Source organism: Bernardetia aquimarina, assembly GCF_042180575.1.
In the GTDB taxonomy this organism is placed as follows: domain Bacteria; phylum Bacteroidota; class Bacteroidia; order Cytophagales; family Bernardetiaceae; genus Bernardetia.
Genome location: NZ_CP170094.1, coordinates 3,491,913 through 3,517,082, shown reverse-complemented (window position 1 = coordinate 3,517,082; position 25,170 = coordinate 3,491,913). Strand labels below are relative to the sequence as shown.

20 protein-coding genes are annotated in these 25,170 nt (G+C 31.4%); 9 read left to right on the top strand and 11 right to left on the bottom strand.

The genetic code is table 11. The annotated features are described in order from the left end of the window. The first annotated feature begins 10 nt into the window (after positions 1 to 10). Positions 11 to 454 (top strand): DUF2247 family protein, encoded by a 444-nt coding sequence (locus tag ACE193_RS15015; RefSeq protein ID WP_375559040.1) that lies wholly within the window; start codon positions 11 to 13, stop codon positions 452 to 454. A 29-nt stretch (positions 455 to 483) separates the two neighbouring features. Here the strand turns inward: ACE193_RS15015 and ACE193_RS15010 are convergent, their stop codons facing one another. Beyond that, positions 484 to 1,473, bottom strand: a complete 990-nt coding sequence (locus ACE193_RS15010; RefSeq protein ID WP_375559039.1) for an SIMPL domain-containing protein — start codon at positions 1,471 to 1,473, stop codon at positions 484 to 486. An 83-nt stretch (positions 1,474 to 1,556) separates the two neighbouring features. On the opposite strand from ACE193_RS15010, the gene ACE193_RS15005 reads away from it, so the two are divergent. Beyond that, the gene (locus ACE193_RS15005; RefSeq protein ID WP_375559038.1) at positions 1,557 to 2,675 is read left to right on the top strand and encodes a hypothetical protein; all 1,119 of its coding nucleotides are present in this window, start codon (positions 1,557 to 1,559) and stop codon (positions 2,673 to 2,675) included. A 133-nt stretch (positions 2,676 to 2,808) separates the two neighbouring features. Continuing rightward, positions 2,809 to 4,161, top strand: a complete 1,353-nt coding sequence (gene rseP, locus ACE193_RS15000) for an RIP metalloprotease RseP (protein WP_375559037.1) — start codon at positions 2,809 to 2,811, stop codon at positions 4,159 to 4,161. A gap of 111 nt (positions 4,162 to 4,272) precedes the next feature. On the opposite strand, the gene ACE193_RS14995 is transcribed toward rseP, so the two are convergent. Beyond that, complete coding sequence (locus tag ACE193_RS14995; protein WP_375559036.1) at positions 4,273 to 4,950, bottom strand: endonuclease V; 678 nt, start codon at positions 4,948 to 4,950, stop codon at positions 4,273 to 4,275. A gap of 36 nt (positions 4,951 to 4,986) precedes the next feature. Beyond that, positions 4,987 to 5,226: a hypothetical protein gene (locus ACE193_RS14990; protein ID WP_375559035.1), complete on the bottom strand. Its 240-nt coding sequence runs from the start codon at positions 5,224 to 5,226 to the stop codon at positions 4,987 to 4,989. A gap of 24 nt (positions 5,227 to 5,250) precedes the next feature. On the opposite strand from ACE193_RS14990, the gene ACE193_RS14985 reads away from it, so the two are divergent. Beyond that, on the top strand, positions 5,251 to 8,703 hold the full coding sequence (locus ACE193_RS14985; RefSeq protein ID WP_375559034.1) for a PKD domain-containing protein: 3,453 nt from the start codon (positions 5,251 to 5,253) through the stop codon (positions 8,701 to 8,703). A 98-nt stretch (positions 8,704 to 8,801) separates the two neighbouring features. Here ACE193_RS14985 and ACE193_RS14980 read toward each other — a convergent pair whose 3' ends face one another. After that, positions 8,802 to 11,363 (bottom strand): T9SS type A sorting domain-containing protein, encoded by a 2,562-nt coding sequence (locus ACE193_RS14980; protein WP_375559033.1) that lies wholly within the window; start codon positions 11,361 to 11,363, stop codon positions 8,802 to 8,804. 215 nt (positions 11,364 to 11,578) lie between these two features. On the opposite strand from ACE193_RS14980, the gene ACE193_RS14975 reads away from it, so the two are divergent. From ACE193_RS14975 to ybeY, 4 genes are all read left to right on the top strand, one after another. Beyond that, positions 11,579 to 11,962, top strand: a complete 384-nt coding sequence (locus ACE193_RS14975; protein WP_375559032.1) for a hypothetical protein — start codon at positions 11,579 to 11,581, stop codon at positions 11,960 to 11,962. A 32-nt stretch (positions 11,963 to 11,994) separates the two neighbouring features. Next, the gene (locus tag ACE193_RS14970; protein WP_375559031.1) at positions 11,995 to 12,426 is read left to right on the top strand and encodes a hypothetical protein; all 432 of its coding nucleotides are present in this window, start codon (positions 11,995 to 11,997) and stop codon (positions 12,424 to 12,426) included. A 12-nt stretch (positions 12,427 to 12,438) separates the two neighbouring features. Continuing rightward, on the top strand, positions 12,439 to 13,056 hold the full coding sequence (locus ACE193_RS14965) for a 2OG-Fe(II) oxygenase (protein ID WP_375559030.1): 618 nt from the start codon (positions 12,439 to 12,441) through the stop codon (positions 13,054 to 13,056). Between the two features lie 81 nt (positions 13,057 to 13,137). Next, positions 13,138 to 13,599, top strand: a complete 462-nt coding sequence (gene ybeY / locus ACE193_RS14960; protein WP_375559029.1) for an rRNA maturation RNase YbeY — start codon at positions 13,138 to 13,140, stop codon at positions 13,597 to 13,599. Between the two features lie 141 nt (positions 13,600 to 13,740). On the opposite strand, the gene ACE193_RS14955 is transcribed toward ybeY, so the two are convergent. From ACE193_RS14955 to ACE193_RS14945, 3 genes are all read right to left on the bottom strand, one after another. Continuing rightward, positions 13,741 to 14,256 (bottom strand): hypothetical protein, encoded by a 516-nt coding sequence (locus ACE193_RS14955; RefSeq protein WP_375559028.1) that lies wholly within the window; start codon positions 14,254 to 14,256, stop codon positions 13,741 to 13,743. 37 nt (positions 14,257 to 14,293) lie between these two features. Next, complete coding sequence (locus ACE193_RS14950) at positions 14,294 to 14,890, bottom strand: DUF6134 family protein (RefSeq protein WP_375559027.1); 597 nt, start codon at positions 14,888 to 14,890, stop codon at positions 14,294 to 14,296. A 1,338-nt stretch (positions 14,891 to 16,228) separates the two neighbouring features. Beyond that, complete coding sequence (locus ACE193_RS14945; RefSeq protein ID WP_375559026.1) at positions 16,229 to 18,211, bottom strand: NADH-quinone oxidoreductase subunit L; 1,983 nt, start codon at positions 18,209 to 18,211, stop codon at positions 16,229 to 16,231. Between the two features lie 33 nt (positions 18,212 to 18,244). On the opposite strand from ACE193_RS14945, the gene ACE193_RS14940 reads away from it, so the two are divergent. Beyond that, positions 18,245 to 18,718, top strand: a complete 474-nt coding sequence (locus ACE193_RS14940) for a dual specificity protein phosphatase family protein (protein ID WP_375559025.1) — start codon at positions 18,245 to 18,247, stop codon at positions 18,716 to 18,718. 211 nt (positions 18,719 to 18,929) lie between these two features. Here the strand turns inward: ACE193_RS14940 and ACE193_RS14935 are convergent, their stop codons facing one another. From ACE193_RS14935 to ACE193_RS14920, 4 genes are all read right to left on the bottom strand, one after another. Further along, positions 18,930 to 19,868, bottom strand: a complete 939-nt coding sequence (locus tag ACE193_RS14935) for a hypothetical protein (protein WP_375559024.1) — start codon at positions 19,866 to 19,868, stop codon at positions 18,930 to 18,932. 362 nt (positions 19,869 to 20,230) lie between these two features. Further along, positions 20,231 to 21,397, bottom strand: coding sequence for a 3-dehydroquinate synthase (gene aroB / locus ACE193_RS14930; protein ID WP_375559023.1), 1,167 nt, complete (start codon positions 21,395 to 21,397; stop codon positions 20,231 to 20,233). A 16-nt stretch (positions 21,398 to 21,413) separates the two neighbouring features. Further along, entirely contained in the window at positions 21,414 to 23,537 is a 2,124-nt protein-coding gene (locus ACE193_RS14925) for a GAF domain-containing protein (RefSeq protein WP_375559022.1), read from the bottom strand. Positions 23,538 to 23,679: 142 nt separating this feature from the next. After that, positions 23,680 to 25,056 (bottom strand): hypothetical protein, encoded by a 1,377-nt coding sequence (locus ACE193_RS14920; protein ID WP_375559021.1) that lies wholly within the window; start codon positions 25,054 to 25,056, stop codon positions 23,680 to 23,682. Between the last annotated feature and the right edge of the window lie 114 nt (positions 25,057 to 25,170).

Sequence of the window (25,170 nt, the reverse complement as noted above, 5' to 3'; positions counted from 1 at the left end):
CTATCAAATTATGATAAATAAGTATCTGAAAATTAGCTGGAATACTTTATATATATGCTTAAATAACGAATGGATAGACTCAAAAGAAACAGTAAGATTAATTAATGAAAATCAGCATACCATAAAATGCCATGAGGATTTGTTAGTTGATTTTAATTTGAACGACGATGATAAAAAAAATATCTTAGATTTAATTTACAAAAACTACCAAATAAATGAAGAAGAGGGACTCAAAGATTGGCAAAACTCTACTCTACTCTCAATCAGAAACTCTCAACTAACCATTAAAGAAAAATTAATAGAAGTAGCTAATCTATGGGCTTATTTTAATTATCCAAACGAATGGAGAAGTTTTATTTATTATATCTCAAATGAGAATAATAAGAATATTAATTCTCTTGAAGGGCTTTATGAAGTCTTCTTAAATTACCTAGATCAGTTGGAAATAAAGTAAATACAAAAAAATCTACCAGTAAAATTAGTTTACTCTTTCAAATCAACTCGTCTTAGTTCTCCTGTTGGAGTCAGAATATAAATGATTTTATCGTCCTTTTCTTCTCTAGGCAACGTATAACGTATCTTCAAAGTAAAAAATAACTGAACAGCAGGTTCTAAAATTGTCGGATTGATAATACATTCGATATTATCATACTCTAATTTTTCATAGAAAGCACTTGGAGTACGATTTTTATCATTTACTTTTGAGTTTTTAGAAAAAGAAGTCTTGCCTTTCGAAACGGCTTCATACGAACGGTATCTATCAAAAGGAAAGAAGGTCTGAAAATTTTCATCAGCTACTTTTTCAGCTTTCGAAATTTGAATCTTTGCACTATCATAGAGTTTTTCTTTTTTTGTAATTAATTCAAATGCTTTTTTACGTAATTTTTGATAGAGAATATCTGTATCTTTAATAAAATATTCTACTTTAGATAAATCATAAATTTCGTTTTCGGCTGCTTTTGCAATAATTTTATCTACCATTTTGTTATCTTTAAAACGAATATGGACATTCTTTTTTAGCTCAAAACCCACAGGAACTTCATTATAGGTCTTGCTAAAAAGTTTTTTCTCAATATCATATTCGTACTCTGGAACAAGTGAAAGAAAATCGACAATCATTTCACCTTCTTTAATTCCTAATTCTAAAAGTCCTTTTTGAAAATTAGCAATTCGCTTGTCCATATTTTCTTGCACATCTTTGAGTCTTTCTCCTTTTTGTTCGATGTGAAACATGGCTACATATTCATCTGCCGTAACATTCATCAAAACAGTAGCTTCTAATTCTAGCATATTATTATTCAAAATAGTTGCTACTGGAAGAACTTGAGAGGGATTTTTTTCTGTACCATAAATTGAATTTGCAGCTTCAGAGTTGCCATAATTGTAATTGGCTCTATTTTGTGCTAAACAAACAAAATTTGAGGAGAATAAAATCAAGAATAGTGGTATAAATAAGCTGTTGTTCGTTTTCATAAAATTTGAGTAAATTTGGTAAAAATAATATGGTTTCAGACCCTTAGGGTTTCGAAAGCCCTTAGGGTCTAAAATTATGCAAAATGATAAATCTCTCCAATTTACAAAAAGATAAGGTTTCTACCGTACAAGTCATTGCAGATATTGGTGTTTTAATTTTGGTTTTGATAAATCTGACATTGATTGTTTTCAATTTTTTATTCACAGCCGAACTTGTCCAAAACTTCCTTAAAGCATATATTACCTCATTTTATCATTTTTATAATGATTATATTTTCAAAAATTTTGCACTTATAGATTTAGTTTTTGTAGGAATTTTTATTTCTGATATTGTTGTTCGTTGGGCGATTGCAATTTATCTGAATACCTATCATCGTTGGTTTTTTTATCCTTTTATTCACTGGTACGATGTTTTGGGTTGTTTGCCTTCGTTTCGTTCTTTGCGTGTGTTGCGCTTGGTGGCTATTCTTTACAAACTTCATTTGATGGAAGTTATCAATCTTTCGAATACGTATATTTATAAAACACTCGGAAAGTATTTTTCCATTTTTGTAGAAGAAGTTTCGGATAGAGTAGTAATAAATGTATTGAATGAAGTACAAGGAGAGGTAATGAAAGGAAGTCCGATTGTAGAAAAAATAGTAGAAGATGTAGTCCGTCCTCGTTCAAATCTCTTGACAACTTGGCTTACAAAACGTGTGCAAGTTGTCGCTGCAAAGAATTATCCGACCTATAAATACGAATTAAAAAGATATGTAGAAGTGCTTATCAATGAAGCCGTAGAAAAAAATGCAGAAATAAAAACGATAGGAAAAGTACCTGTTATGGGTGAGTTTATTTCTCAAAACTTAGAAAGAGCTATTGCTGATATTGTTTTTAATGTTGTCAATCAACTGGTAGAAGATGCCACAACAGTCGAAGAGAATAGAATTTTGAAAGAAGTAACCGAAATTTTGGTAGAAGCATTACTCATTGATTCAAAATCTCAAGAACAGTTTGGTGCAATCACAAAAGGAATGATAAGTGAAGCCCTAGAACTTATCAAAAAACAAGTCGCTATCAAACAATGGCAACTCAAAGAGTTGGAAGAAAAAGAATTTGGTTTTAGTCCCCCTGCACAAGAAAGTATAAAAGATATTGAAGAAGAATGGGAAACCGAAAAAACAGGAGTAAAATCCAACAAAAACCCAAAACGAAAATAAAATGCCAACTTGTCTGAAATTGGTAAAAAAAATTAAAAGAACTACCTTTGCAAATTAATACAATCTACTTTTGTACGATTTTGGAAAGAATTTAAAAACAAACGAATAATAACAAAAAATTAAATTATAAATTTTGGATATACAAGGAATAATTATTGGAATTTTGCAGCTTTTGGCTTCGCTTTCTATCTTGGTAGGATTGCACGAATTAGGGCATTTGTTGGCAGCAAAGTATTTTGGGGTTAGAGTAGAAAAGTTTTCTATTGGTTTTCCTCCAAAAATATTTGGTTTTAAATACGGAGAAACTGAATATTGTTTGAGTGCTTTACCTTTAGGTGGCTACGTCAAAATAACAGGAATGATTGATGAATCCTTAGACACTGACCAAATGAAAGGTGAGCCTCAACCGTATGAATTTCGCTCAAAACCAGCGTGGCAACGTCTTATTATTATGTTAGGAGGGATTATTTTTAATGTCGTTTTGGGTGTTTTGATAATGGTTGCGATTGCTTTTACGTATGGAGAAAAATATATTCCGATAGATGAAGTAAACAGATACGGAATTGAAGTAAACGACCTCGGAAAAAGTCTTGGACTAGAAACAGGCGACAAAATAATCAATATCAATGGAGAAACTCCAAAGTCATTTAGAGATTTATTAGACCCAGCTTTTATCTTAAATGATGACTCGTATTATACCATTGAAAGAAATGGAGAACAGAAGAAAATTTCAATTACAAGTGAGTTTTTGAAAGTTTATAGTTCTGATAAAGATGAAGCAAAAGCGTTTATGACAATACGTGAAGGAAAATATCCTTTCACGATTGGTGCAATCGCTCCAGATAGAAATGCAGAAAAAGCAGGGTTAAAGACAAAAGATAAAATTATAAAAGTAAACGAAACAGTAACAACCGACTTTGAAGCATTCCAACAACTACTACATCAAAATGCAGGAAAAACACTTACTTTTGTAGTAGAAAGAGATGGAAAAACAATGAATTTGCCTGTAAATGTTGCAGCAGATAGCACAATCGGAGTTGGAATAAGTTATGAAATAAACTATGTAGAACGTCCGTATAGCTTCACAGAATCTCTACAAGTAGGAACAGAAACTGCTTTTGGAGTTATTGGAGTACAAGCGATGGCATACAAAAAAATGGCTAAAGGAGATATTAATGCTTCTGATTCATTGAGTGGACCTATTGGAATGGTTATGATTTTTGGTTTTGAGTTTGAGGCGTATCGTTTTTGGAGAATTACAGGATTTTTATCAATGGTTTTGGCTTTGATGAATCTTTTACCAATTCCTGCCCTTGATGGTGGACATGTGATGTTCCTTCTTTATGAGATGATTACAGGTCGTCCTCCTTCGGATAAATTCTTAGAAATTGCTCAAAAAGTAGGAATGGTTCTTATTCTTTGTCTTATGATTTTTGTTTTTGGAAACGATATTTGGAAACTGATAAAGGTTGGGTTTAATTTATAAAATCTAATTTATCTTTAGCTTACACTTCAGAGTGAGAAAGCATAAAAGAACCATTTCTAAACTAATTATTTTAGTTTGGGAATGGTTTTTTTATTCACAATTAATAATTTTTCAGCCTTTAGCTGCTTCTCTCGCCAAATGGTCTGCTTCTCTCAACACATCTAATTGTCTGTATTCTCCTGTGTGTTCTTTTACTATTTCTAAGGCTTGTTTGCTAGAAATTTTGTGTCCTGCACTTACAAAAATTGGTTTTACATTTTCTCGGCTGCGATAAGCATAACCGATAAGTTCCTGTTGATTTTTAGTATTGTCTTCTAAGTAAATATCCAAACTACTGTATTTTTCTTTAGCTAAATCTCCATTGTATTTTACTAAGGTATCTTTAGCTACCCCAATAGACATTTTTTCTAAAGCTAGACCAATATAGGAAGCCAGACCAAATTTTCTTGGGTGTGCTATTCCATGTCCGTCAATAAGTAAAATATCTAAATTTAGGTCAAATTCTTTTTCAGCATCATTGATTAACTTTATGATAATATCTCCTTCTCTAAAGGCAAAAAAACTAGGAATATAGGGAATTGTAGCTTCATATTTTTTTGTAAATGTATGAATGATTTCTCCCTTTCTATCAAAAATAACAAGGGCTGCAAATCCATTTTCGCCTTCATATTGCACGTCTATTGCCCCCAAAATAGCTTCTGGATAAATAGGTTCTGCATCGATAGGAATCCAAATACTAGGTGCAAGTTGGTTTTGAAAATCAGTTAGTTTTTTTATTAAATCGTCCATTAAAATAAAATAAGAGGTAGGATGTAAAAATATGAATTAAAAACCAGCAACTAATTGCGTAATTTTAGAATATGAAAGTACAATAGTAAGGAAATAATTCATAAAATAAATTTCTAAATTTTGAAATCTAGTCGTTAAATTTGCTTTTGGTGCAGCATTTTTATCTACATTTACGTCAGAGTATAAAATAAGACTTTTTTTAATAAAGAATACCAAAGTTATTTCTTTTGATAAAAAATATCTACTCCCTTCCAAAAAGCAATTTCTCCCTATCATTAATTTTAAAATTAAAAAAATATCATGAAAAAAATTGTATTTCTCTTGCTGTTTTGTTGTCTATCATCTCTGTTTGGTTCAGAAGGTATGGCACAATCTAATTCTAATTTATTTACCAATTCTATTTCTTCGTCCAATCATATTATAGAAGGAAAAATTGTCAAACAAGAAAGTTTTTGGAATCAAGACCAAACTATGATTCTGACTCGCCACACATTGGAAGTCTATAAAGTCTTCAAAAGTTCTTCAAATCTATCTCAAAATACGATTACTTTTACAACAAAAGGAGGAAAAATAGGAAAAAACATTATTAATGTAACCTCACATCATTTTCCTATTAATTATGGAAATTCAGGTCTTTTTTTATTTAATCAAACAAGTACGACTTATCAACTTGCTAATGATGGGTTTGTATTTTATGATGTTTTGAATGAAAAAGCGAGTTCGAAAAATAATCATTTTAGTAACATTCGAAATGAAATCTATACTCAACTTTCTGCACCAAGAATAATAAAAAATGAGTCTTTATTTTTACCTTCTCCTTCTAATCAACGAAATGACAATATTACAAGTATTGCTCCTACAACCATCACAGCAGGAACTCAAAGTATTTTGACTATAAATGGTTCTGGATTTGGAACTGAGATAAATAATGAATCAAATATTTATTTTTCGTATTCTCCTAATGGTGGACAGAATGAATATCCTGTTCTTCAGTTTGGTTTTGCAGGTCTTTTTGGTCTAACAGAAATTGTAGAATGGACAGATACACGCATAAAAGTAAGAGTGCCAAGTGTAGCAGGAACTGGAAGAGTAACCGTTACAAATTCAACAGGAGAGCGTTTTACAAGTTCTGAAATATTAACTATTCCATATTCGGTAGAAGCCACACCTTTATATTGGTATAGTTTTGATGGTGAAACTCCTTTCGAACAAGAAGCGACAAAAAATTATTTATCAAATTATAATGGAGAAGGTGGTTATACACTTTTTGTTGATCCTTCCTTTTTTGCAAATACACAACAAATGAATGCACTCAAATCAGCACTCAACAAATGGCGTTGTGCGACAGGTTTTAATGTCAAAATTTCGGCAAATCAAGCTCCTATTCCTTTTGGATTTGGTGGAAAAACTACGATTTCTACTTTTGATGGAAATGAATTTGGCGACCCTAATGCTCGTAGTTATGCTTATTCAAGAGTAGAAATTTGTAATACAGGAACAGAACTTGTTCCATTCGTACAAGAATTTCAGATTTTTGTCAATTCAAATATAAACTGGAGTTATTCGGGAACACCTTCTGCTGGTCAGGTAGATTTTGAAAGTGAAATTTTGAAATCTTTAGGAGTGGGACACCAACTGGGCTATGTAAATAATCCAAACGATTTGATGTTCCATTTCTTAGAAACAGGAGTACAAAAAAATACGCTTTCACCAACAAACTTAGAAGCAGGAAATTTGATGATGAATTATACTGTAAATGCTGATAATGATTGTGGTCTGCCATCTATGCAAAAAGTAACTGCTGCTGATTGTAATAATTCTGTAAACCCTCCTTTGGCTCGTTTTGAGGCTGATGTTACAGGGTCTTGTGATGCTCCTTTGAGAGTTCGTTTTAATAACACAAGTAGAAATGCAGTTTCTTATCAATGGACTTTTACAGGAGGAACTCCAAGCACTTCGACAGAAAAAAATCCAACTGTTAATTATACTACGTCTGGAAATTTTGCTGTTACTTTGGTTGCTACAAGTGGAGTAGGTTCTAGTACAGAAACAAAAACAGATTTTATCAATATAGGAAACGGAATTGATTATGTAGTAGATTTGGGTGCAGATAAAGTGGTTTGTCAAGGCGAAAGTGTTACACTAGATGCAGGTGCTTTTGCTAATGCAACTTACGAATGGAGTACAGGACAAACTACTCAGACAATCACAGTACAAAATGCAGGAACATATTCTGTGGAAGTAATGAAAAATGGGTGTTCGGTTTCTGATGATATTCGTGTTTCTTATAATACGACTGCAACCGTAGAAGCAGGACAAAATCAAGGTATTTGTGAAGGAGAAAGTACACAATTAAGAGCTACTGCAACAGGGGCAACTTCATACCGTTGGACTCCAAGCACAGGGCTTTCAGATGCTACTATTCTAAATCCAGTTGCTTCTCCTACCGAAACGACACTTTATACGTTAGAAGTAACAACAGGTTCGAATTGTGGAAGTATAAAAGATTCTGTTTTGATAACTATTCAAGATGTATTAGAATTACCATTTTTTCCTGCTGAAGAAGAAATTTACATTTGTGCAGATGATGTGTTTTTTATTGATGCTTTTCCTGCAAATGCTACAAATCCTAGTTTTAGATGGTCAAATAGAAGCACAGAACCTTATTTAGAAATAACTGAATCTGGAACTTACTGGGTAGAAGTAACTGACCCTAACTTTTGTACATTTAGAGATACTGTAACCGTAATAACGACACCAGTTCTGAATGTAGAAGCAAGCACAGAAGAAGAACAAAATACAGTTTGTCTTGGTAATACAATTCAATTACGTGCAACAGGAGCAGCTTATTATGAATGGGAAGGAGAAGGAATTGTAAGTGAGCCATTTGTGTCAAACCCTTTAGTTTCTCCAAGAGAAACAACTACTTATTTAGTAACTGGATATGGTGGTTTTAGTGGACAATGTGAACCACAAACAGATACAATCACTATTTTTGTAAAAGAAATTCCTGTTTTAGAACTAGGCGAAGATGCAAAACTTTGTTCCGAAACGTCTTACACAATAGATGCAACAGTTGATAATTCGACAGCAGTTTACATATGGGAAGATGGAAGCAATGAAGCACAAAGAACAGTAACAGAAAACGGAACATACAAAGTAGAAGTAATTACAGATTGTGGTGTTTTGGAAGACAGCATAAAAATTACTTTCTTCGAACCTTCTACATTAGTTGATTTTGATTTTGTAGTGGAAGGTGCACAAGCTACCTTTGAAAACAAAACTGAAAGCGAGTATGAACTGGAATATACATGGAGTTTTGGCGATAGTCTGAACTCTACAAGTCCAGAGCAAAATCCTGTTTTTGTCTATTCAGGAGGAGGAACTTATACAGTTACTCTTACAGCAAAGGCACAAGATTGTGAAGCACAAGTAAGTATAGAAAAAGTAGTAACTATTGAAGATTTTGTAACTGGAATTGAAGACGAAATAAGAGCTAAAAAAGTAAGTCTTTATCCAAACCCAAGCAATACAGGAACATCTGTTTTGAAATGGCAATCCGATTTAGGAAAAGCAACTTCTTTTGTGATTTATAATACGTTAGGACAAAAAGTAAACTTCCAAAAAGTAAATCAAGCAGACAATCAAAATGCTAGTTTGTCTATCGATGCACAGAATTTGCCAAAAGGAATTTATATTATTATGCTTTCTTTTGAAAATTATACCATTCAGAAAAAATGGGTAATTGAGTAACTGTATCACAGACTTCCTAGTCTGTACAAATAGAAAAAGCCTTATATCTAAAAACTTAGATATAAGGCTTTTTTGATATGCTATTATTTATGACTGTTTTACCTAGCCAATACTATTTTGATATTTTCTCTTCTATCCGAAGAAATATATTCTACATAATAGAGTCCAGAAGAATAACCAAGCATATTAATTTCTACTTCGTTATTTCCTTTCTTAGCAACTCCTTCTATACGTTTGATTTCTTGACCTAAAGAATTACGAACCAACATCGTATATTTCTCACTTGAAACCTCAGAACTAAAACGAATTGTAGTAGAACTATTGAAGGGGTTTGGAGAGGCTGTTAGTTCAACAATTTTCTGTTTATTAGTTGTTGCTTTTACCTTACCCATTCCAACAGGTACTATTTTGATGGTATCAGAAATCATATCAAAACAAAAGTTTTCTGAGAGTCCATGCAAGCCAGTGGGTACATCAAAATGGTCGTCAATGTCATATTGTAATTTATAGGTTATAATATAATTTCCTAAAGGTAGAATTGCAGGATATAAAACACCTGTATTAATATCGAAAGCAGGACCTAATCCACCAACGCCTGATTGTGAAAAATCTATATCATAAGAAATAAATTCTCTAGAGTTTCTAGGTAAGGAAGGAAAAGCATAAACAGATAAATCAACAGGAGTTGTACTACCTACTTCAACTCTATCATTTGTTATTTCAAAAGTAGCTATTTCGCTCAAAGTAATTGTATCTGTAAGTACACTTGTACAAGCTATTCCAGCAGGAGGAGTATAAGTAATAATATAATCTCCAGCAGGAAGAGTATTAAGTTCAAGAATATTATTAGTAACCCCTACTCCACTATATGTACCACCCAAAGGATAACCACCAGATAAAGGAATCAAATTATCCTTTGCATTAGGACATATTTCTCTAGGATAAACATCAAAACTAGAAACACTTTGTACTTCCACATCTATCTGTTTCACAACCACATCATTACTACAAGAACTAGTAACAGTAACTTCCACTTGATGCGTGCCTATTCCACTCCAAGAATGCGTATAATGACTTACATTATTTGCTACAACTACTCCATCTACTTTCCATACATAATCATAAGCCCCTGAAAAGGCAGATAAACGATAAGTTACATCACTTCCACAGGTAGTTTCACAATCTCCATTCGGACACAAAATATCAAAGTTAGAGTTGATAGGACGGTTTGGTGCTGGGGCGTTTAGGAGGGTGGGAATGACTACAATACTTTCAAAAAGATATTTGCAAGCTAAAGAGTTTGTTTTTTCCACCAAAATAGACGAAACAGAGTTGCTTTCAGGGTTGTTAATGCGAAATACATTGACTGTAGGTTTTATATAAGGAGAACTATTACAAGAACGCAAACTATCATTTTGATATAATCCATATATATTGCCATCCACACCAAGAATAAGATCTTGCATAAATGTTGTTGTTATTCCTCCATCAAATATTTTTTCTTCTGGATCATAGACTAGTTCAGGAGTCACATTATTAGGAATATCTAAATTGATTCTCCAAATACCTCCTTTTTTAGTTGTTCCATCATTAATATCAGATGATAAACTATAATAAAAATACCTTCCTGATGACGTAAAAGCCCGTTCATCATTACTAGTACCTAACATAGGATGATAGTGAGTAGAAGAGTTAATATAGTAAGGAGTAAAACTTCTGTTAAAGGTAAGGCTACCACTTTGAAAATTAAATATGTTTACTTTATTTGAATTATAAGGTCCAAAACTAGATATCGCTACTTTATCTCCTTGTGGAGAAACAGTAATTGCATATAATGACACACCTTGACAACTCGGAGGAAAAGAAGGATTTAGTGGAACTGAACTAATGTAATCTACATCACCTCCTAGAGTAGTGTTTAAGTCTACTTCTTGCCCCAATGTAATACTACCATTTGCTCTTAGATTAAAGATAGCTAATTTACTATCTGTACCCATTACAAAAATCCAATATCCACCTCCATTTTGACAATAAGGAATTGCTTGTATTGCTCCCATAGCTCTATAACCTTGATGTTCTTCTGCAACAGTATAATTTCTTGATGGATTATTAGCCAAAAGAGGTACATCAAGTGCTACCACTGTTCCATTAGATTTTATTCTACTGTAGTAACTTCCTGAAGGACTATTATGTACAGAAGGAAATGTAGGAGGTAAAGGATAATTCGAGCAAATATCTTTATAATAAGTTCCAACAGAGAAAACAAAGTATTCATTTTGAACTGTTGGATGAGGGAGTATAAGTACCTGTGAAGCTCTATCTCCACCTTTTATACTTACCTTTTGTCCCCCAGCAAATACAGAAAAATTACCTGTGTTTGAATAAACTCTTGGAGCATTTCCATAATTATAATGGTTATAATATATTTCTTTGCCTGCATAAATTTGTAATTGTCCACTTTCATCTGAATAGGCAGCAGTATTAGAGAGTTGATTATACTGATTTCCTGTACTGCTTTCAACAGGATTTCCACTAGAGAAATTAAGACGTTCATTTTCCCATAATGGCCAGTTTACTTGAGAAGGATCTTGTCCAAAAGCATTTGCAGACAAAAAGACGGTTAGCAAAAGTAGATTTGCTATAAAATTTGATAGTTTCATTGTATTTGTACAATTTGTAATTAATTTGTGTAATATTGTTAAGGACAGTAAGCTAGTTAGTGATTTGTGATTACTGCCTACTACTTAATGACAAAAAATAAAAAAAATGACACTTTTTTTATAAAAAAACAAAATTTATTTATAAACAACTGATAACAAATGCGTTATACTTTTTTTATTTACTTTTTATTTTAACAAAAATTAATTTTATACCAATGCCATTACTTACCGTCCGAGTTTTTCCCAACCTTACTGAAGCTAATCTTTTCAAACTTAGATTGGAAAATGAAGGAGTAGATTGTTATTTGTTTGATGAAAATATTGCAGGAATGGACATTACGTATGATGTAGCCATTGGTGGCATCAAAGCAAAAGTCAATTCAACAGATACAGAGCGAGTAAAAGAAATCTTGAAAGTGCTAGAAGCCGAACAAAAAGGAAAAGATATATTTATCAAATGTCCTGTTTGTGAATCTACGGAACACTATAAAAATTTCACCTCTATAAAAGGTTGGTGGGCTATTATTTGGGCTTTTTTAGGGATTGGTCGCCAAACACAAAATTATAAATGCAAAGAATGTGGAAATGAATTTGAATAAGGTTTTTATTCGTAAATTTATCTTTTTATTTCATGTCTTTACTTACCGTTAAAGTTTTTTCAACTAGCACAGAAGCGCATTTATTCAAGTCAAAATTAGAAAGTCAAGGAATTGATTGTTATTTATTTGATGAGAATATCAATTCTATGAATATGTTATATGGTGTAGCTACAGGAGGAATAAAAGTTAAAGTAAATGCAAGCGATACAGAAAAGGTAAAGAGTGTTTTACAAAAAATAGAAGATGAAAAAAAAGCAAAGGATATTTTTATAAAATGCCCTGTTTGTGAATCTACCGAACATTACAAAAACTTTAATTCCATAAAAGGCTGGAAATCTTTCTTAGCTACTCTTATGGCTTTTCTTACATTTTCTTATCCTTTCTATCAAAAAAAAGTGTATAAATGCAAAGAATGTGGAAATGAATTTCAGAAAGGAGAAGTCCAAAAAATAGAAACAGAATAGACCAAAATCAGCATGAAAAAAATACAATATACTCCCCATATTTGGACAATAGACAATTTTCTGTCAGGAGAAGAATGTCAAAATCTTATTATTTTTAGTGAGAATAAATCTTACGACGAAGCTACTGTAAGTCTGAGAAGTGGCGCAAAAATGATGAAAAATATCAGAAATAATGAGCGTTTGATTTATGAAGACGAAAAATTAGCAAAAACGTATTGGCAAAAATTAGAAGAATATTGTCCACAATTTATCAATGAAATAGTCAAAGAAGATATTACAAAAAGTGAAGTTATTGGATTAAATCCTAGATTTCGTTTCTATAAATATGAATCTAATCAGCGTTTCAAAAAGCATATTGATGGAAGAGTAAAACTAGAAAAAGAAGGAAAAGTACAAGAAAGTAGGATTACGTTTATGATTTATTTGAGTGATGATTTTGAGGGAGGACAAACTGTTTTTGATTATAAAAATGAAAAAAATGAACTTCAAATTATAGAAATTCAGCCCAAAACAGGAACAGCACTTTGTTTTGTTCACGAAATCAAACACGAAGGAAAACCTGTTCCAAAAGGAACAAAATATGTTTTGCGTTCGGATATTATGTTCGAAAAAGTAGCTGACACTTTCTAAGTGTCATAAGATACAAGTTGTATAATCTAAACTTTGTAACTACATTTATAAATACTTTAAAAATCAACTTTACTGTTGTTAATGACATCACAAGACATGGAAGAAAAAGAATTACCTATCAATTTTTTTAGTGAAGAAATTGATTTTGAATTAGACAACGAAGAAACAACAAGCGACTGGCTTCAAAAAATTGCTAATAAAGAAGGTTATGTTGTTTCGGCAATCAACTATATTTTTTGTGATGATGAATATTTACATAAAATTAATATGGAATATTTGAATCATGATACTTATACTGATATTATTACATTTGATAATTCAGAACAAGAACAAGTCTTGGAAGCTGATATTTTCATTAGTGTCGAAAGAGTAAAGGAAAATTCAAAAGAACTCAAAACTACTTTCAATCAAGAAATTCATCGGGTTATGGTTCACGGACTTTTACACCTTACAGGAAATGACGACCATTCAGCAGAAGATAAAAAAAATATGAGAGAGAAAGAAGATGAAGCATTAAAGTTATTAATGATAAATGATAAATGATAAGTTGTATTTTCGAAATCAAGCAAAAAAAACTATTTTTTTGGCAATGTTGTGGGTAAATTTGGAAAGTGAGTATTGTTCCTATAGCTGTCATTTCCCATCCAAAATTAAAAAAATAGACTTGCTGACAATCTTGGCTTTTTACACAAAGAGTAATAAAAGAGTAAGTACAATTCCTGCTAAGGTAAAATATACCCCTTTTTTGAAAACACTTGTTTTTGGTAGAAACATGAAAAAAGAAGAGAGAGAAAAGAATAACAATGCCACACCAAAAAAGACATTCAGAAAAAATAATGGTTCGCCAGATTCTGATTTGTGTAAGTGTGTCATTTTATCCAAAATAAAAGGAAGTTCTTTGATTTTATACTCAGCGATTCCACTTTCTTTGTCATAAAACCCATTTTGAAAATAAATCTTACCATTTTCTTCTTTGCTAACTTTTAGTCTTCTTAGTTCTAATAATTCTCCTAATTCATCAGCAGAAGCATTTGTTTTTATCTGTTCTGTAATCTGTATTTCTTGCTTAAAGACATCAGAATCTCTAAAAATCAAAACGATTCCACTAAGCGCATACACACTCATAATTCCGACTAAAAAAAAGCCTAAATAACGATGAATAATTCTTACTTTTAAAGACGCAGAGTTTTTACTTGCCATTATTTTTTGATTGAATGTTGTAAAAAAAGAACTAAAATTAATTTTCTTTAAGAATCATTTCAAAACTAACAATTCCTCCATCAATAACAGCTTTTTCTAAGCTACCATTTTTATAAAAAAAGAAACTCTCTTTTCCTCTTGAATTCACTTTTTTGTACTTGTGATTTCCCAAGTGAGTAATCGTATTAAAATCGCCTTCTTGTTCGGAATAACAACGCTTTATATTTACAGGCTCTTCAAAATACATACAGATGGTAGAATACTGAACAGTTTCTTTAAATGTATTTTCAAGTTCGCCATCTTTAGTTACTTGATATTCATTGTTTTTTCTTTTGGTATTGGCTTGTGCATGATTATTTCCATTGTAGTTTATATCTACATCTGCTGTTTGTAGAATCTGATTATCAAATACTACATCATATTCATAATTTATATCAAAAGTCTTGATAAATTTTAGTTGAATATTGGTTGAGCTTTGATAAAACGTTTTGGAATCTATATTTTTTTGGGTGGCATACAATGTACCTACTGGTTTTTCTCTCCAAATTATATCAAAAGATAGTTTTTTTTCGGGTGGATTAGAAAAATTGAATTGACAAATAATAAAACTAAAGAGAAACAAATACCAAGTCATAAATTATTCTGTTTAAAGTATATCCATTTGTTTACAAATATAACTTATTTGAAATCAATTATCCTTGTTTGTTTTTAGCCAGTAAGGAATCTTTATAAAACTTTAGTAGGTGTCTTGAAATAATGAAAAGAGAGGGAGTTGTAGAAAAACAACGTGTGTCTCGTCCTGAAATAGCGTTACAGGTTTTTAGATAAATTAAATCATACTACTAGACATTTTTCCCATCTAGCGCAAGGTTCATCTTGTGTCTATCATTTCGTCAGCATATGCTGACAAAAAAGCAAGTACAAGATAGAATCTTGCACTAGAAACTTGGATTCAACTGATAAACGCATTTTTTTTAAGTTATTTTAAATTTTGATTAGATGATTTAAAATCAAATCTTTTTCTAGGTCTATTGTTTATTTGTTCTTAAATTTGATAAATTTCTTGATTTGTATATTCATCAAAATTAGCTTTTTTAGGAATAAATTGCCTAATCAAACCATTTAACCGACATTCCCCACCCTCTTTGTTTTTTACGATTTTATGTAATTTTTCTTCCTAAATTTCATTTTCAAAGTTAAATAATAGCAAAATATAAAATAAAGCATGTAATTTATCTTGGGATAATAATATTTTTTCTTGGTTTTACGCAAGTGTGGGGAATGTCGGATTTAAGTTTTCATTGGCTTCTCTTTCCCTGCTATGATAGGGATGAGCAAAATAAAATTCTATCTCTAATTGCTACGACTTCTTTACTGATATGATGATTATTCATGTTCTAGATCATTGTAAAGGCGCATTATGAATGGGGAAAACGGAAAGACTATAATTTAGTACGAGTAAGTTTACACCATTCTAGTGGAAAAAGAGTATTTAAATAACCTATGTTATTAGTTTCTAACCTAAAAATAGAAACTTCTTTAATGGCATTTCTTATCTTTGAACTATATTTACATCGCTGGAAAATAGAGTTCTGTTTTTCATTTTCTCAAACAGGTTTTAGGGTGGGAAGAATTTCTCATTAAAGACTGGGAGAGTATAAAAAACTTGATTACTCTAGCTTTTTTTATAGGAGGATATTTTTATGAAATAGAAGACCAAATAATATGATTAGCACAACTAGGAGGAGGCAAAGTAACACGAGGACACCTACTTAGAGGAATTGCCAAAATCCTAGAAATGAAGCAAACTCAAGACTTTTTGCAAAAAAAATAATATTTCTAAACAACAAGTAAAAGAGGTATTAGAACGATTTTTGGGAATAGGAAACTTTTCCTAAGTCTCCAAAAAAGTAATTAAATTCATAGTTTTGTCTTTTTATAGTTGACAGCTTGGAAGCTGTCAGCTACTTTTTTACAAAAAAATAAGAGCTAGAATTAAAACAGAAACAACAATCAAAAGGTAAAACTGTACTTTTCCATTTTGTAAACTCTTCAACTGTTTTGCTGCTAGATTGATAATAAAGACTGCAAAATGAGTACTAAAATCAACTACATATTTGTCTATCCAAGCAAAAAAATGTCCTAGAATAACAATTACCTTTGAAAAATTATCAATCGCAGAATCTAGTTTTCTGTCAAATAAAGATAAAATTAAAGCTATATTTACATAAAACCTTACAATTTTTTGAGTCGTTAGAGGTGGTTTTGTTTGTGTTGTCAGAGTCGCTATTTGAGTAACAGGTTTCCAAAAACAAAGAATAAAAAAGTTATCTTGCCAAAGAAAATAATTCTTGATTTTTGGTAGAAATTCTATTTTAATTAATTTTTGATTTAGTTTCTTAGAAAATCCTAAAGTAAGTCCTAAAAAAGTCAGAAAAGTAGCCAAAATAGGAAGCCAAATTTTGAACTGATTAGGTGCATTTGAAAATAATTTTGGAAGATTTTTGAGCCAATAACTTTCATCAGGTTTGAGAGGATGAAACGAAAAAACAAACCAAAAACTGCCACCAAAAAGCAAAACTAAAGGCAAATACCAAAGCCATTTTTTAGAAAAATTATTTCCATTTGATTTATTACTTTCTTCTTTATTAAAAAATAAGGGTTGCAACTGTCTTCCTCCATAAAAAGCAGTCAGAAAAGTAGCTACAAACAAACCAATTCCTATAAAAAAATGGTTTTCTACTGTTTCTTTCAAAATCCATTCTTTAGATAAAAAACCAGATGTGAAAGGAATACCCACCAAAGCAGCCAACGCAAAAGCATAAATTAGGAAGAAAAAAGGGAGTTTTTTATAATTATCTTTTCCCATTTCTGACATTTGCTTTGTTCCATTTTTTTCTATCAAAAAACCTGCTCCCAAAAATAGTGTTGCCTTAAAAAATGCGTGTGTAAAAAGATGCAAAACGGCAGCCTGCCAAGCTCCAACACCAACAGCAATCGCCATAAAACCGAGTTGAGAAACAGTCGAAGCTGCAAGTTGTTGTTTTAGATTTGTGGTAAAATAAGCCGTAAGAGCCGAAAAGACAGCCGAAAAAAGAGCTAACCAAACTAAAATTTCTGCAATAATTTTGACTTCTTCAAAGACAAATTCCATTCGAATCAGAAGATAAATTCCTGCTGCTACCATTGTTGCAGCGTGCAGAAGTGCAGAAATAGAAGTTGGTGCTTCCATTGCATCAAAAAGCCACGTAGAAAAAGGAAACTGCCCAGATTTTACCAAAGCAGCAAGCAAAATTCCTATTGAAATAATTACTTTTGTAAAATAAGGAATAGAAACAAAAGTCGTTTTGAGTTCAGAAATTGAAAGCGAATAATTGAAAAGCAAAGCTATTGCAACAAGCAAACCTACATCGCCAATACGATTGAGTAAAAAAGCCTTTGTAGAAGCACGAGAAGACTTTTCTGTTTTATCAAAATCAATCAAAAGAAAAGAAGCCAACCCCATAAGTTCCCAAAAAACAAAAAATAAAATTAGGTTATCTTGAGCCAAAAGAAACTGCATCGCAAAAACAAAAAGCCCCAAAATTCCATAATAAAACGTCTTTTTCTTCTTTATATAAGCAAGGGAATAAATATGAACTGCAAAAACAATCAAACTAATCGAAAACTGAAAAAATGCAGTTAGCGAATCTATTTTTATCGAAATATTTATTTCTCTTGTTCCTGTATTTGTCCATAAAAAAGAATCTGAAAGTGGTTGCCCTGTATTAAAAACCTCGAAAAGTTGTGTACTCGTGGCAAGCAGAGCAAAAAAAGAAAAACCCAAAGCAGCATATTCTATACTTTTTTTTGAAACTGTATCTTCTTTCATTTTTGGAAAAAAGACAGCACTCAATAAAGCAACTAGAAAACTAAGAAGTGGAAAAAGATAAACTAAAAAATAAATAGAATTCATATCACAAAAGTAATCAAATCTACATTTAAAATTATGAAAACAAGAATATTTTGGATTACTAAAAACTTGGCGATTATGCCAAAACCAAATTCAGATGACTCTTTAGAAGAAGACATTATCAATTTTGCTAACCAAAAAGTAACTGTTTTAGTTAGTTTGCTTACAAAAGAAGAGAATTTTGATTTAGGATTACAGAATGAAAAACAGGTCTGTGAAAAATATGCTATTGATTTTATTTCTTTTCCGATTATTGATAGAAGCATTCCGACTGAAAAACAAACTATTCAGATTAGAGAGTTAGTCAAAAATTTGGCAGAAAAAATTAATCAAAACAAAAAAATAATAGTCCATTGTAGAGGAGGAATCGGACGTGCAGGAATGCTTTGTTCAGCTATTTTGATAGAACAAGGAATTTCTAATCAAGAAACTATCGAAAAAATAAGTAAAACTAGAGGAGTAAGTATTCCAGATACAGAAGAACAGAAAGTTTGGATAATGAAGTATTGAATAATACTCACACAGACTCAGCAGTTCCCAATGTAAATTAAATTAGCAATAAAACGCCTTTCTAGGATTCAAAAATTTGAAAAAGTAGCTTTAAACTTTCTTAAATGTTGATTTTTTTAGCAAAAAAATGACTAAATCATAGCTTTGAGATTGCATTCGTGTTACATTGGGAATTGCTGACACAGACTAGGAAGTCTGTGATACAGTTTGATTACTTAACCAAAAACTTTCCTCTCTTTATAACTTCGCTATCTGTTTGAAGCACCCAATAATAAATTCCTTTTTCAAGCTGTTGGTCTAAATTAAAAGGACTTTGTAGATTTTCGAAAGTTGTTGTTTCTTTCTTTGAATTGATAATTTCCAAATAAATTTCTTCTTCACTTATTCCACTCCATTCAAAAATCAAATTTCCTGTATATTTTTCTACAAAAATATTGGGAGATTTTAAATTAATTGTGCTACGAGTAACTTGATTAAGTTTGTTTTCGTATTCGTCTATTGGTTGATAAGCTATTAGATTTTCTTTTTCTGATTGAGCAGTAGTATTTTTTTCTATTTCATTCTTTTTATCTGATGAAGTAGAGTTTTGTACCATAACTTCTTTCTTCTCCTTTGAGAAAAGAGAGTTATCTTTTGTTTTGTCTAATGCATCGGTTGGGTCAGTTTCGACCTCTACCAATGTGGGTGCATCAACTTGAGCTTGTAAGGCTTTTTCATTTTGAGAATCAATAAGCTGTGCAGCTACAAAAAAAACACTTCCTCCAATAGCAATAGCTAAAGAAAATACAGCAGCCATTTTATAAATAGAAGGTTGATTAGACTGGGCTACTTTTCGTTCCCAATCTTTTTGTTGTTCTGTTTTTTGTTCTTTTATTTTTTCAAGTTCTTGACGAAGCTGATTTCTTCTGTAAATGCGTTCTTGTTTCATATAATCAACATCATTTGTAGGTTCTAATAGAGAGACAATATTTTGCTCTTGCTTTTTCTTCAAGAGTTCGATGAGTGTTTTGTGCTTATACAACTCTTCTTGCAAAACAGGGTCATTTTCCAGTCTTTTTTTAAATTTTTCTAATTGTTTGGCAGAGAGTTTACCTTTCAGAAAATCTGAAATAAGTTGCAAACGCTCCAGTTCTTGGTTGATATTTCCCATTGTTCATACAAACAGAGTTTTTAGTATCCTTGAAATTCTAAGTATAAATTAACTTTTTTACTACATTTCAACTTTTATAAAGCATCTATTTTTATACAATTTATTCCTAATTTTATAGGTATTGCGTTTTAATCAATGAATACTTACTTAACTCAAAGAAGCTATTTATTTCTTAAAGATACAAATTATAAAGATAAATTGAGTAGTTTTGATAGCAAAAAGCTGTGTTTAATTTTATTTTTTCTACTTAAAATCAAACTTTTGTCCTAATATTGGCTTTTTAGGCAGTATATAGAATATCTAAATACTACTCATTTTTATTAATAGTTGTGATAATAATGGCAATATCTTATCCAATTTTATTAAATCTGCTTCAAACATTCAAAAATTTGGATTTCTGAGATAGGAATATCAAAAGTTGCTTGTCCAATTTCTTCTAAAGCACATGTCAGAATTGTACTTTGAGCATTTTTTTTGTCTTGTTTTGCCCACTTTATTATTTCTTCTAAGATATTTTCTTGTTGAATGGCATTTCTAAAATTGGTAATTGTGTCTTCAAAAACAATAGAAATATAATTTTTTATTACTGTAAAATCTGTTTCTGAAATAAATTTTTGATTAGGATAATTTTCTTTACATAAAAAAGCTGAAAAATAACTCTCTGCTATCATTCCTAAGGCAATGGCTTCTCCGTGCAAAAAAACAGGTTTGATATTCTTCTTTTGACTATTTTTTTTATTCTCTTCTATAAAATAAGATTCGATTGCATGTCCAATCGTATGACCAAAATTCAAGATTTTACGAAATCCTTTTTCTGTTGGGTCTGCTTCTGTAACCTCTGCTTTTAAAGCAACTGAATGAGCAACAATTCTATCCCAAAGTTCATTTTGTTTATTTACAATACTTTGATTTTCAAAATTATTTTTATTTAGTTTATCATCTTTTAAAAGATTTTGCCATGCTTCTTTGTCTGCAATTAGTGTATGTTTTATTACTTCAGCAAAACCAGAGCGAAGTTCATTTTGAGGCAATGTTTTCAAGAAAGGGGTATGAATCCAAACTTTTGAAGGAGTTTTAAAGAGTCCAATATGATTTTTGAAACCATTAAAATCAATTCCTAATTTTCCCCCTACACTAGCATCTACTTGTGATAAAAGTGTTGTCGGAATCTGAATAAAATCAATTCCACGCTTATAAGTAGCAGCACAAAAACCTCCCATATCGCCAATTACTCCTCCCCCCAAGTTGAGTAAAATGGCTTTTCTATCAAAATGATTTTGAGTGAGTTCGTACCAAATATGTGTACAGGTTTCTAGTGTTTTATTTATTTCACCTGATCGAATTTCTATCAAAAGTGGTTTGGGCAGTTTGGCATTTTCGAATACTTTGTATAAAATAGGATAGCAATCTCTTTTTGTGTTTTCATCTACCAAAACAGCCACTTGTTTGTTTTGAAGCAATGAAGCGATATTTTCTAAAGCGTCGAAGGTAATGTACGAAGGTAAGTTAGACGATTTTGTAGTTTTCATTTTCAATAATCCTTTATCAATTCTTTTTCTCTAATTCTTCAATACGTTTTTGGAGTTCTTCTTTTTCAGTTGTATGCCTAGCGACCAATTTTTCTAGCATACTTTTTTGAGCTTGAAGCGCATATTCTGAACGTCTTTTTTCAGAATTCCTGTTTTCTTCCATTTTTGTAGTTTGTTCTTTTATTTTTGCTTCATTTGCTTTGAGTTGTGAAATGTCAGCTAAAACAAGTACATAATTTTCAATCGTTCCAGCATTATTAAAAAGGGCAACTCCGATAGCTTGTACCCAAATTTCTTGTCCTGTTCGGTTGAGCATTGTTGTTTCAGCCTTCCAAATTGCGCCTTGTGCCATTGTATTAAATCCTTGTTGGAGTTCGCCTTCTTGTGCAAAAATTCCAAAAGCAGAGCGTTCTAAAAGTGTAGATTTTGAATATCCTAAAACATCAACAGCCAAATCATTTATGGTTGTAATATTCTTTTTATAATCTAATTCTAACAAATAAAAACTAGATTGAATAAGTTCATTTCTGTATTGCAATTCTTTTTGCACTCTTCCCATCTCTTCTTGTGTGGCTTGTAGCTCTTCCATATTTTGGCGCATTTCTTCCTCTTGCGCTCGTAATTGCTGCGTCATTTGTTCGGACTCTTGTAACAGACGCTGCCCAGTAATATTACTTTGCAAAATTGAAAGTGTTGCTGCAACGGTTTCACCAATGGTTTCCAAAAACTCAATCTGATAAGATTCAAATTTCTTAAAAGAAGCAATTTCTATCATTCCATATACTTCTTTATTCAAAAGCATTGGAACAATCAAAACCGAACGTGGATTTGCTTTTCCAAGCCCAGAAGTAACAGCAACGTATTCTTTGGGAACATCTGTAAGGTGCATCGTTTGTCCTTCTTGCCACGCCTGCCCTGTCAAGCCTTCGCCTAACTGAATGGTACTATCCAAAAAACGTTTTTTATCCCACGCATAATATGCCATTAGTCGAAGCTGCTCATGTCTTCCTTCTTGTTCTTTCAAGAAAAACCCACCTTGATTAGCTTCTAAATACCTTACTAGAGTCGTGATGAGTTCGTCTGTAATTTCTTCAAAAGAACGACTACTATTTCGGAGAACATCTGAAATGAGCATTGTACCTTCATTTTTCCAACGTCTTTCTTTTGCACTATGTTCTGTTTCTCGTAGATTATTACGCATTTTGAGGAGAGAATTTCCTAAAATATCTCTATCCGAAAGAGGTGTAAAATCAGATTGATAATGTCCTTGTCCTATCTCTTTGGCAAAATCTGATGTATCTTTTAAACCAAGAATCAAGGTTTGTAATGCAATTTCCATTTCTCCAATTTCATCAACTTGCACATTTTCATTGTCATGTCTGTATTTCTCAAAACGTGGCAAAACTCCCTCACTAAGTTTTTTTATACTGTCTTTAACTACTTTTATACGTGAGATAATCGTTTGAGCTAAGAAAAAAGCAAGCGAAAATCCTAAAATAATAGCGATAATACTTACAAAAATAGTTTCATTACGCAGCGTAACCGAAGCACGATTGACGGCATCTTGTGTCTGTTGTCCTGCTATTTTTTTATTTTCTATCAATACTTCTAAATCTATCTTTATCTGTTCGAAGATATTATTTAGCCCTTGCATTTGAGTTTGAAAGCCTATTTCTTGTACTAAAAGATTTTTTTCAGTTGCATTTTTATCATTTAATGAAGAAACAATACGCTCTTCGATTTTGTGCATACTATCCATTGCCGTAAATGTATTATTCAAAATTTCAAGCGAGGTTTCTTTATCGCCTTGCCAGCCTTCTGAAAGTGAAATAAGTTTGTCTTTTATGGCTGGATAGGTTTTGCTTTGAAGTTTGCGAAGTGAGTTTTTGGCTGCATCGTTTTGTTCTTCACTCTGAAAATAAACATAACTTGTAATGAGCCTCATCGAAGTATTGGCAAGGCTGCGAAATTCTTTTAGATTCTCAACAGAGGGCTGAACCACTTCTGTATATTCGTCTATTTGCGCTACATTTTGATTGAGTTGGACAATAAGTGTAACTGCCCCCGCAATAAAAAGTAGGAGAAGACCAGAAAATCCTCCAAAGATACGTTGCCAAATAGTAAGACGAAAATTATTCATTCAGTTTTATTCAATTTATAATCCTAACCGTTGGTGAGGCTAAAGCTGTCAACGAGATTTCTACTTCTTTTCCATTTTTATCGAATCAATCACAAAATACGAATTATTTTTTTGAATAGAAATAGTTATTTTTCAATCTTTTCTAAAAAGGTTTCGTTTTTCCATACCAATCTTGATAACCAAATAAATATAAATCTGAAATACTCACTTCTTTAGTTGAGGAATCTGATTGTTGAATTTGTATAAAAATAGTGTGTACATAGTCTTTGTGAAGTTTTATACTTCCTAAATCAGAGCTATGAAAAATATACATCATCAAGTTATCCTTAAATGGACTTACCAAAGATTTATAAGGAGTTTTTTCAGTAGAAAATTCAGCTTTACTTAGAGATAAATTATTGTAATCTTCTCCTTGACTATTCTTTATTGTAATACCATTTAGTTTTACAAGCACTTTTTTTACTTTTGATTCTGCTTCAAACTTTTCTTTTGATGAATAATTACCATTCAAAAACGTAATTCCTATTGGATAATCTATTCGACTGATAAGAGAGTCAGTTTTTGTTGTATAAACTTTATATGGAATCATTTTTTTAGGAAGTTTTATTTCTATCCAATCGCCCTCCTTACCTTTCCAAACTGTATTTGGGTCATTATCAATCAAATATTCGGCATTTTCGGCTGATGATGAAATTGACGCAATTGGAAAGAGTTCATATTCTGTTTTCAATGTTTTTGCAATTTTCCTTCTTTTATTATCGTAAATAACTGCTAAATACGAACGTTTTTTGAGGTCAAAATTTTGAGTTTTTAATGTATAAATTCCTTTTTCTTCTTTCAAATTTTCTAATCCTTCAATTTTTGGATTGCATTGATGTTGATACAAATCTGATAAATCCATTGTTACAGAAAAATCTTGAACTATTCCATCTGCCCAACTACTTGAAGGAAATAAATCATATACAAATCGTCTTTCAGAAGGTGTGGGAATAAATCCAAATCCATAATAATAATCGCTTTTATAATTCTGAATGGCATATTTTATAGTTAAAGTCTGTGTTGTTCCTTCTTCAAAATCTAGTTTTAAAGCATACCATTGTCTATCTATTTTGGAAGGATAATATTTATCTTCTTCTTTATTATGTTCATTACTTTCATAGGCATTATTTACTCGCCAATATGAATATTTAGCAGCAATAGTATTGACCCAAACATCAAAACTTAAAAGACTGACATACTTGTCATCTCTCCAATCGCCTTCATACATATCCACAGGAAAACCATAATGAACAGACTGCGTATTTCCATTATTTTTCAAAAAATAAGTAACTTCAATAAAGGTAGTATCACTTATGATTTTTATGCTCAAATCTTCTTTCAAAAGTGAAATATCAGCTTTTTGAAGTAAACGAATATTCCCAGTTTTTTTGAAATAATTTTCATCTACAACTCCTCCATTTGCAAAAGCTAGAGAGAAGTTTAGGAAAGATAAAAGAAGAAGTAGGATTAGGTTTTTCATATACTTAAAATGTACCGTTTTTTTCTAAAAATTACTAGGTCTTTTTTTGTTAAAAATATGATTTTTGGTGTCAGTAAAGTACCAACAACGACACATAAATCTAAAAAAAAACCA

Coding starts and splice junctions, on each gene's coding strand:
- ACE193_RS14970 (WP_375559031.1), top strand. CDS start 11,995: ATGTCTTTACTTACCGTTAAAGTTTTTTCAACTAGCACAGAAGCGCAT.
- ACE193_RS14965 (WP_375559030.1), top strand. CDS start 12,439: ATGAAAAAAATACAATATACTCCCCATATTTGGACAATAGACAATTTT.
- ACE193_RS14975 (WP_375559032.1), top strand. CDS start 11,579: ATGCCATTACTTACCGTCCGAGTTTTTCCCAACCTTACTGAAGCTAAT.
- ACE193_RS15005 (WP_375559038.1), top strand. CDS start 1,557: ATGATAAATCTCTCCAATTTACAAAAAGATAAGGTTTCTACCGTACAA.
- ACE193_RS14920 (WP_375559021.1), bottom strand. CDS start 25,056: ATGAAAAACCTAATCCTACTTCTTCTTTTATCTTTCCTAAACTTCTCT.
- ACE193_RS14940 (WP_375559025.1), top strand. CDS start 18,245: ATGAAAACAAGAATATTTTGGATTACTAAAAACTTGGCGATTATGCCA.
- ACE193_RS15010 (WP_375559039.1), bottom strand. CDS start 1,473: ATGAAAACGAACAACAGCTTATTTATACCACTATTCTTGATTTTATTC.
- ACE193_RS14945 (WP_375559026.1), bottom strand. CDS start 18,211: ATGAATTCTATTTATTTTTTAGTTTATCTTTTTCCACTTCTTAGTTTT.
- ACE193_RS14925 (WP_375559022.1), bottom strand. CDS start 23,537: ATGAATAATTTTCGTCTTACTATTTGGCAACGTATCTTTGGAGGATTT.
- ACE193_RS14980 (WP_375559033.1), bottom strand. CDS start 11,363: ATGAAACTATCAAATTTTATAGCAAATCTACTTTTGCTAACCGTCTTT.
- ACE193_RS14985 (WP_375559034.1), top strand. CDS start 5,251: ATGAAAAAAATTGTATTTCTCTTGCTGTTTTGTTGTCTATCATCTCTG.
- ACE193_RS14990 (WP_375559035.1), bottom strand. CDS start 5,226: ATGATAGGGAGAAATTGCTTTTTGGAAGGGAGTAGATATTTTTTATCA.
- ACE193_RS15015 (WP_375559040.1), top strand. CDS start 11: ATGATAAATAAGTATCTGAAAATTAGCTGGAATACTTTATATATATGC.
- aroB (WP_375559023.1), bottom strand. CDS start 21,397: ATGAAAACTACAAAATCGTCTAACTTACCTTCGTACATTACCTTCGAC.
- ACE193_RS14995 (WP_375559036.1), bottom strand. CDS start 4,950: ATGGACGATTTAATAAAAAAACTAACTGATTTTCAAAACCAACTTGCA.
- ybeY (WP_375559029.1), top strand. CDS start 13,138: ATGACATCACAAGACATGGAAGAAAAAGAATTACCTATCAATTTTTTT.
- ACE193_RS14955 (WP_375559028.1), bottom strand. CDS start 14,256: ATGGCAAGTAAAAACTCTGCGTCTTTAAAAGTAAGAATTATTCATCGT.
- ACE193_RS14950 (WP_375559027.1), bottom strand. CDS start 14,890: ATGACTTGGTATTTGTTTCTCTTTAGTTTTATTATTTGTCAATTCAAT.
- ACE193_RS14935 (WP_375559024.1), bottom strand. CDS start 19,868: ATGGGAAATATCAACCAAGAACTGGAGCGTTTGCAACTTATTTCAGAT.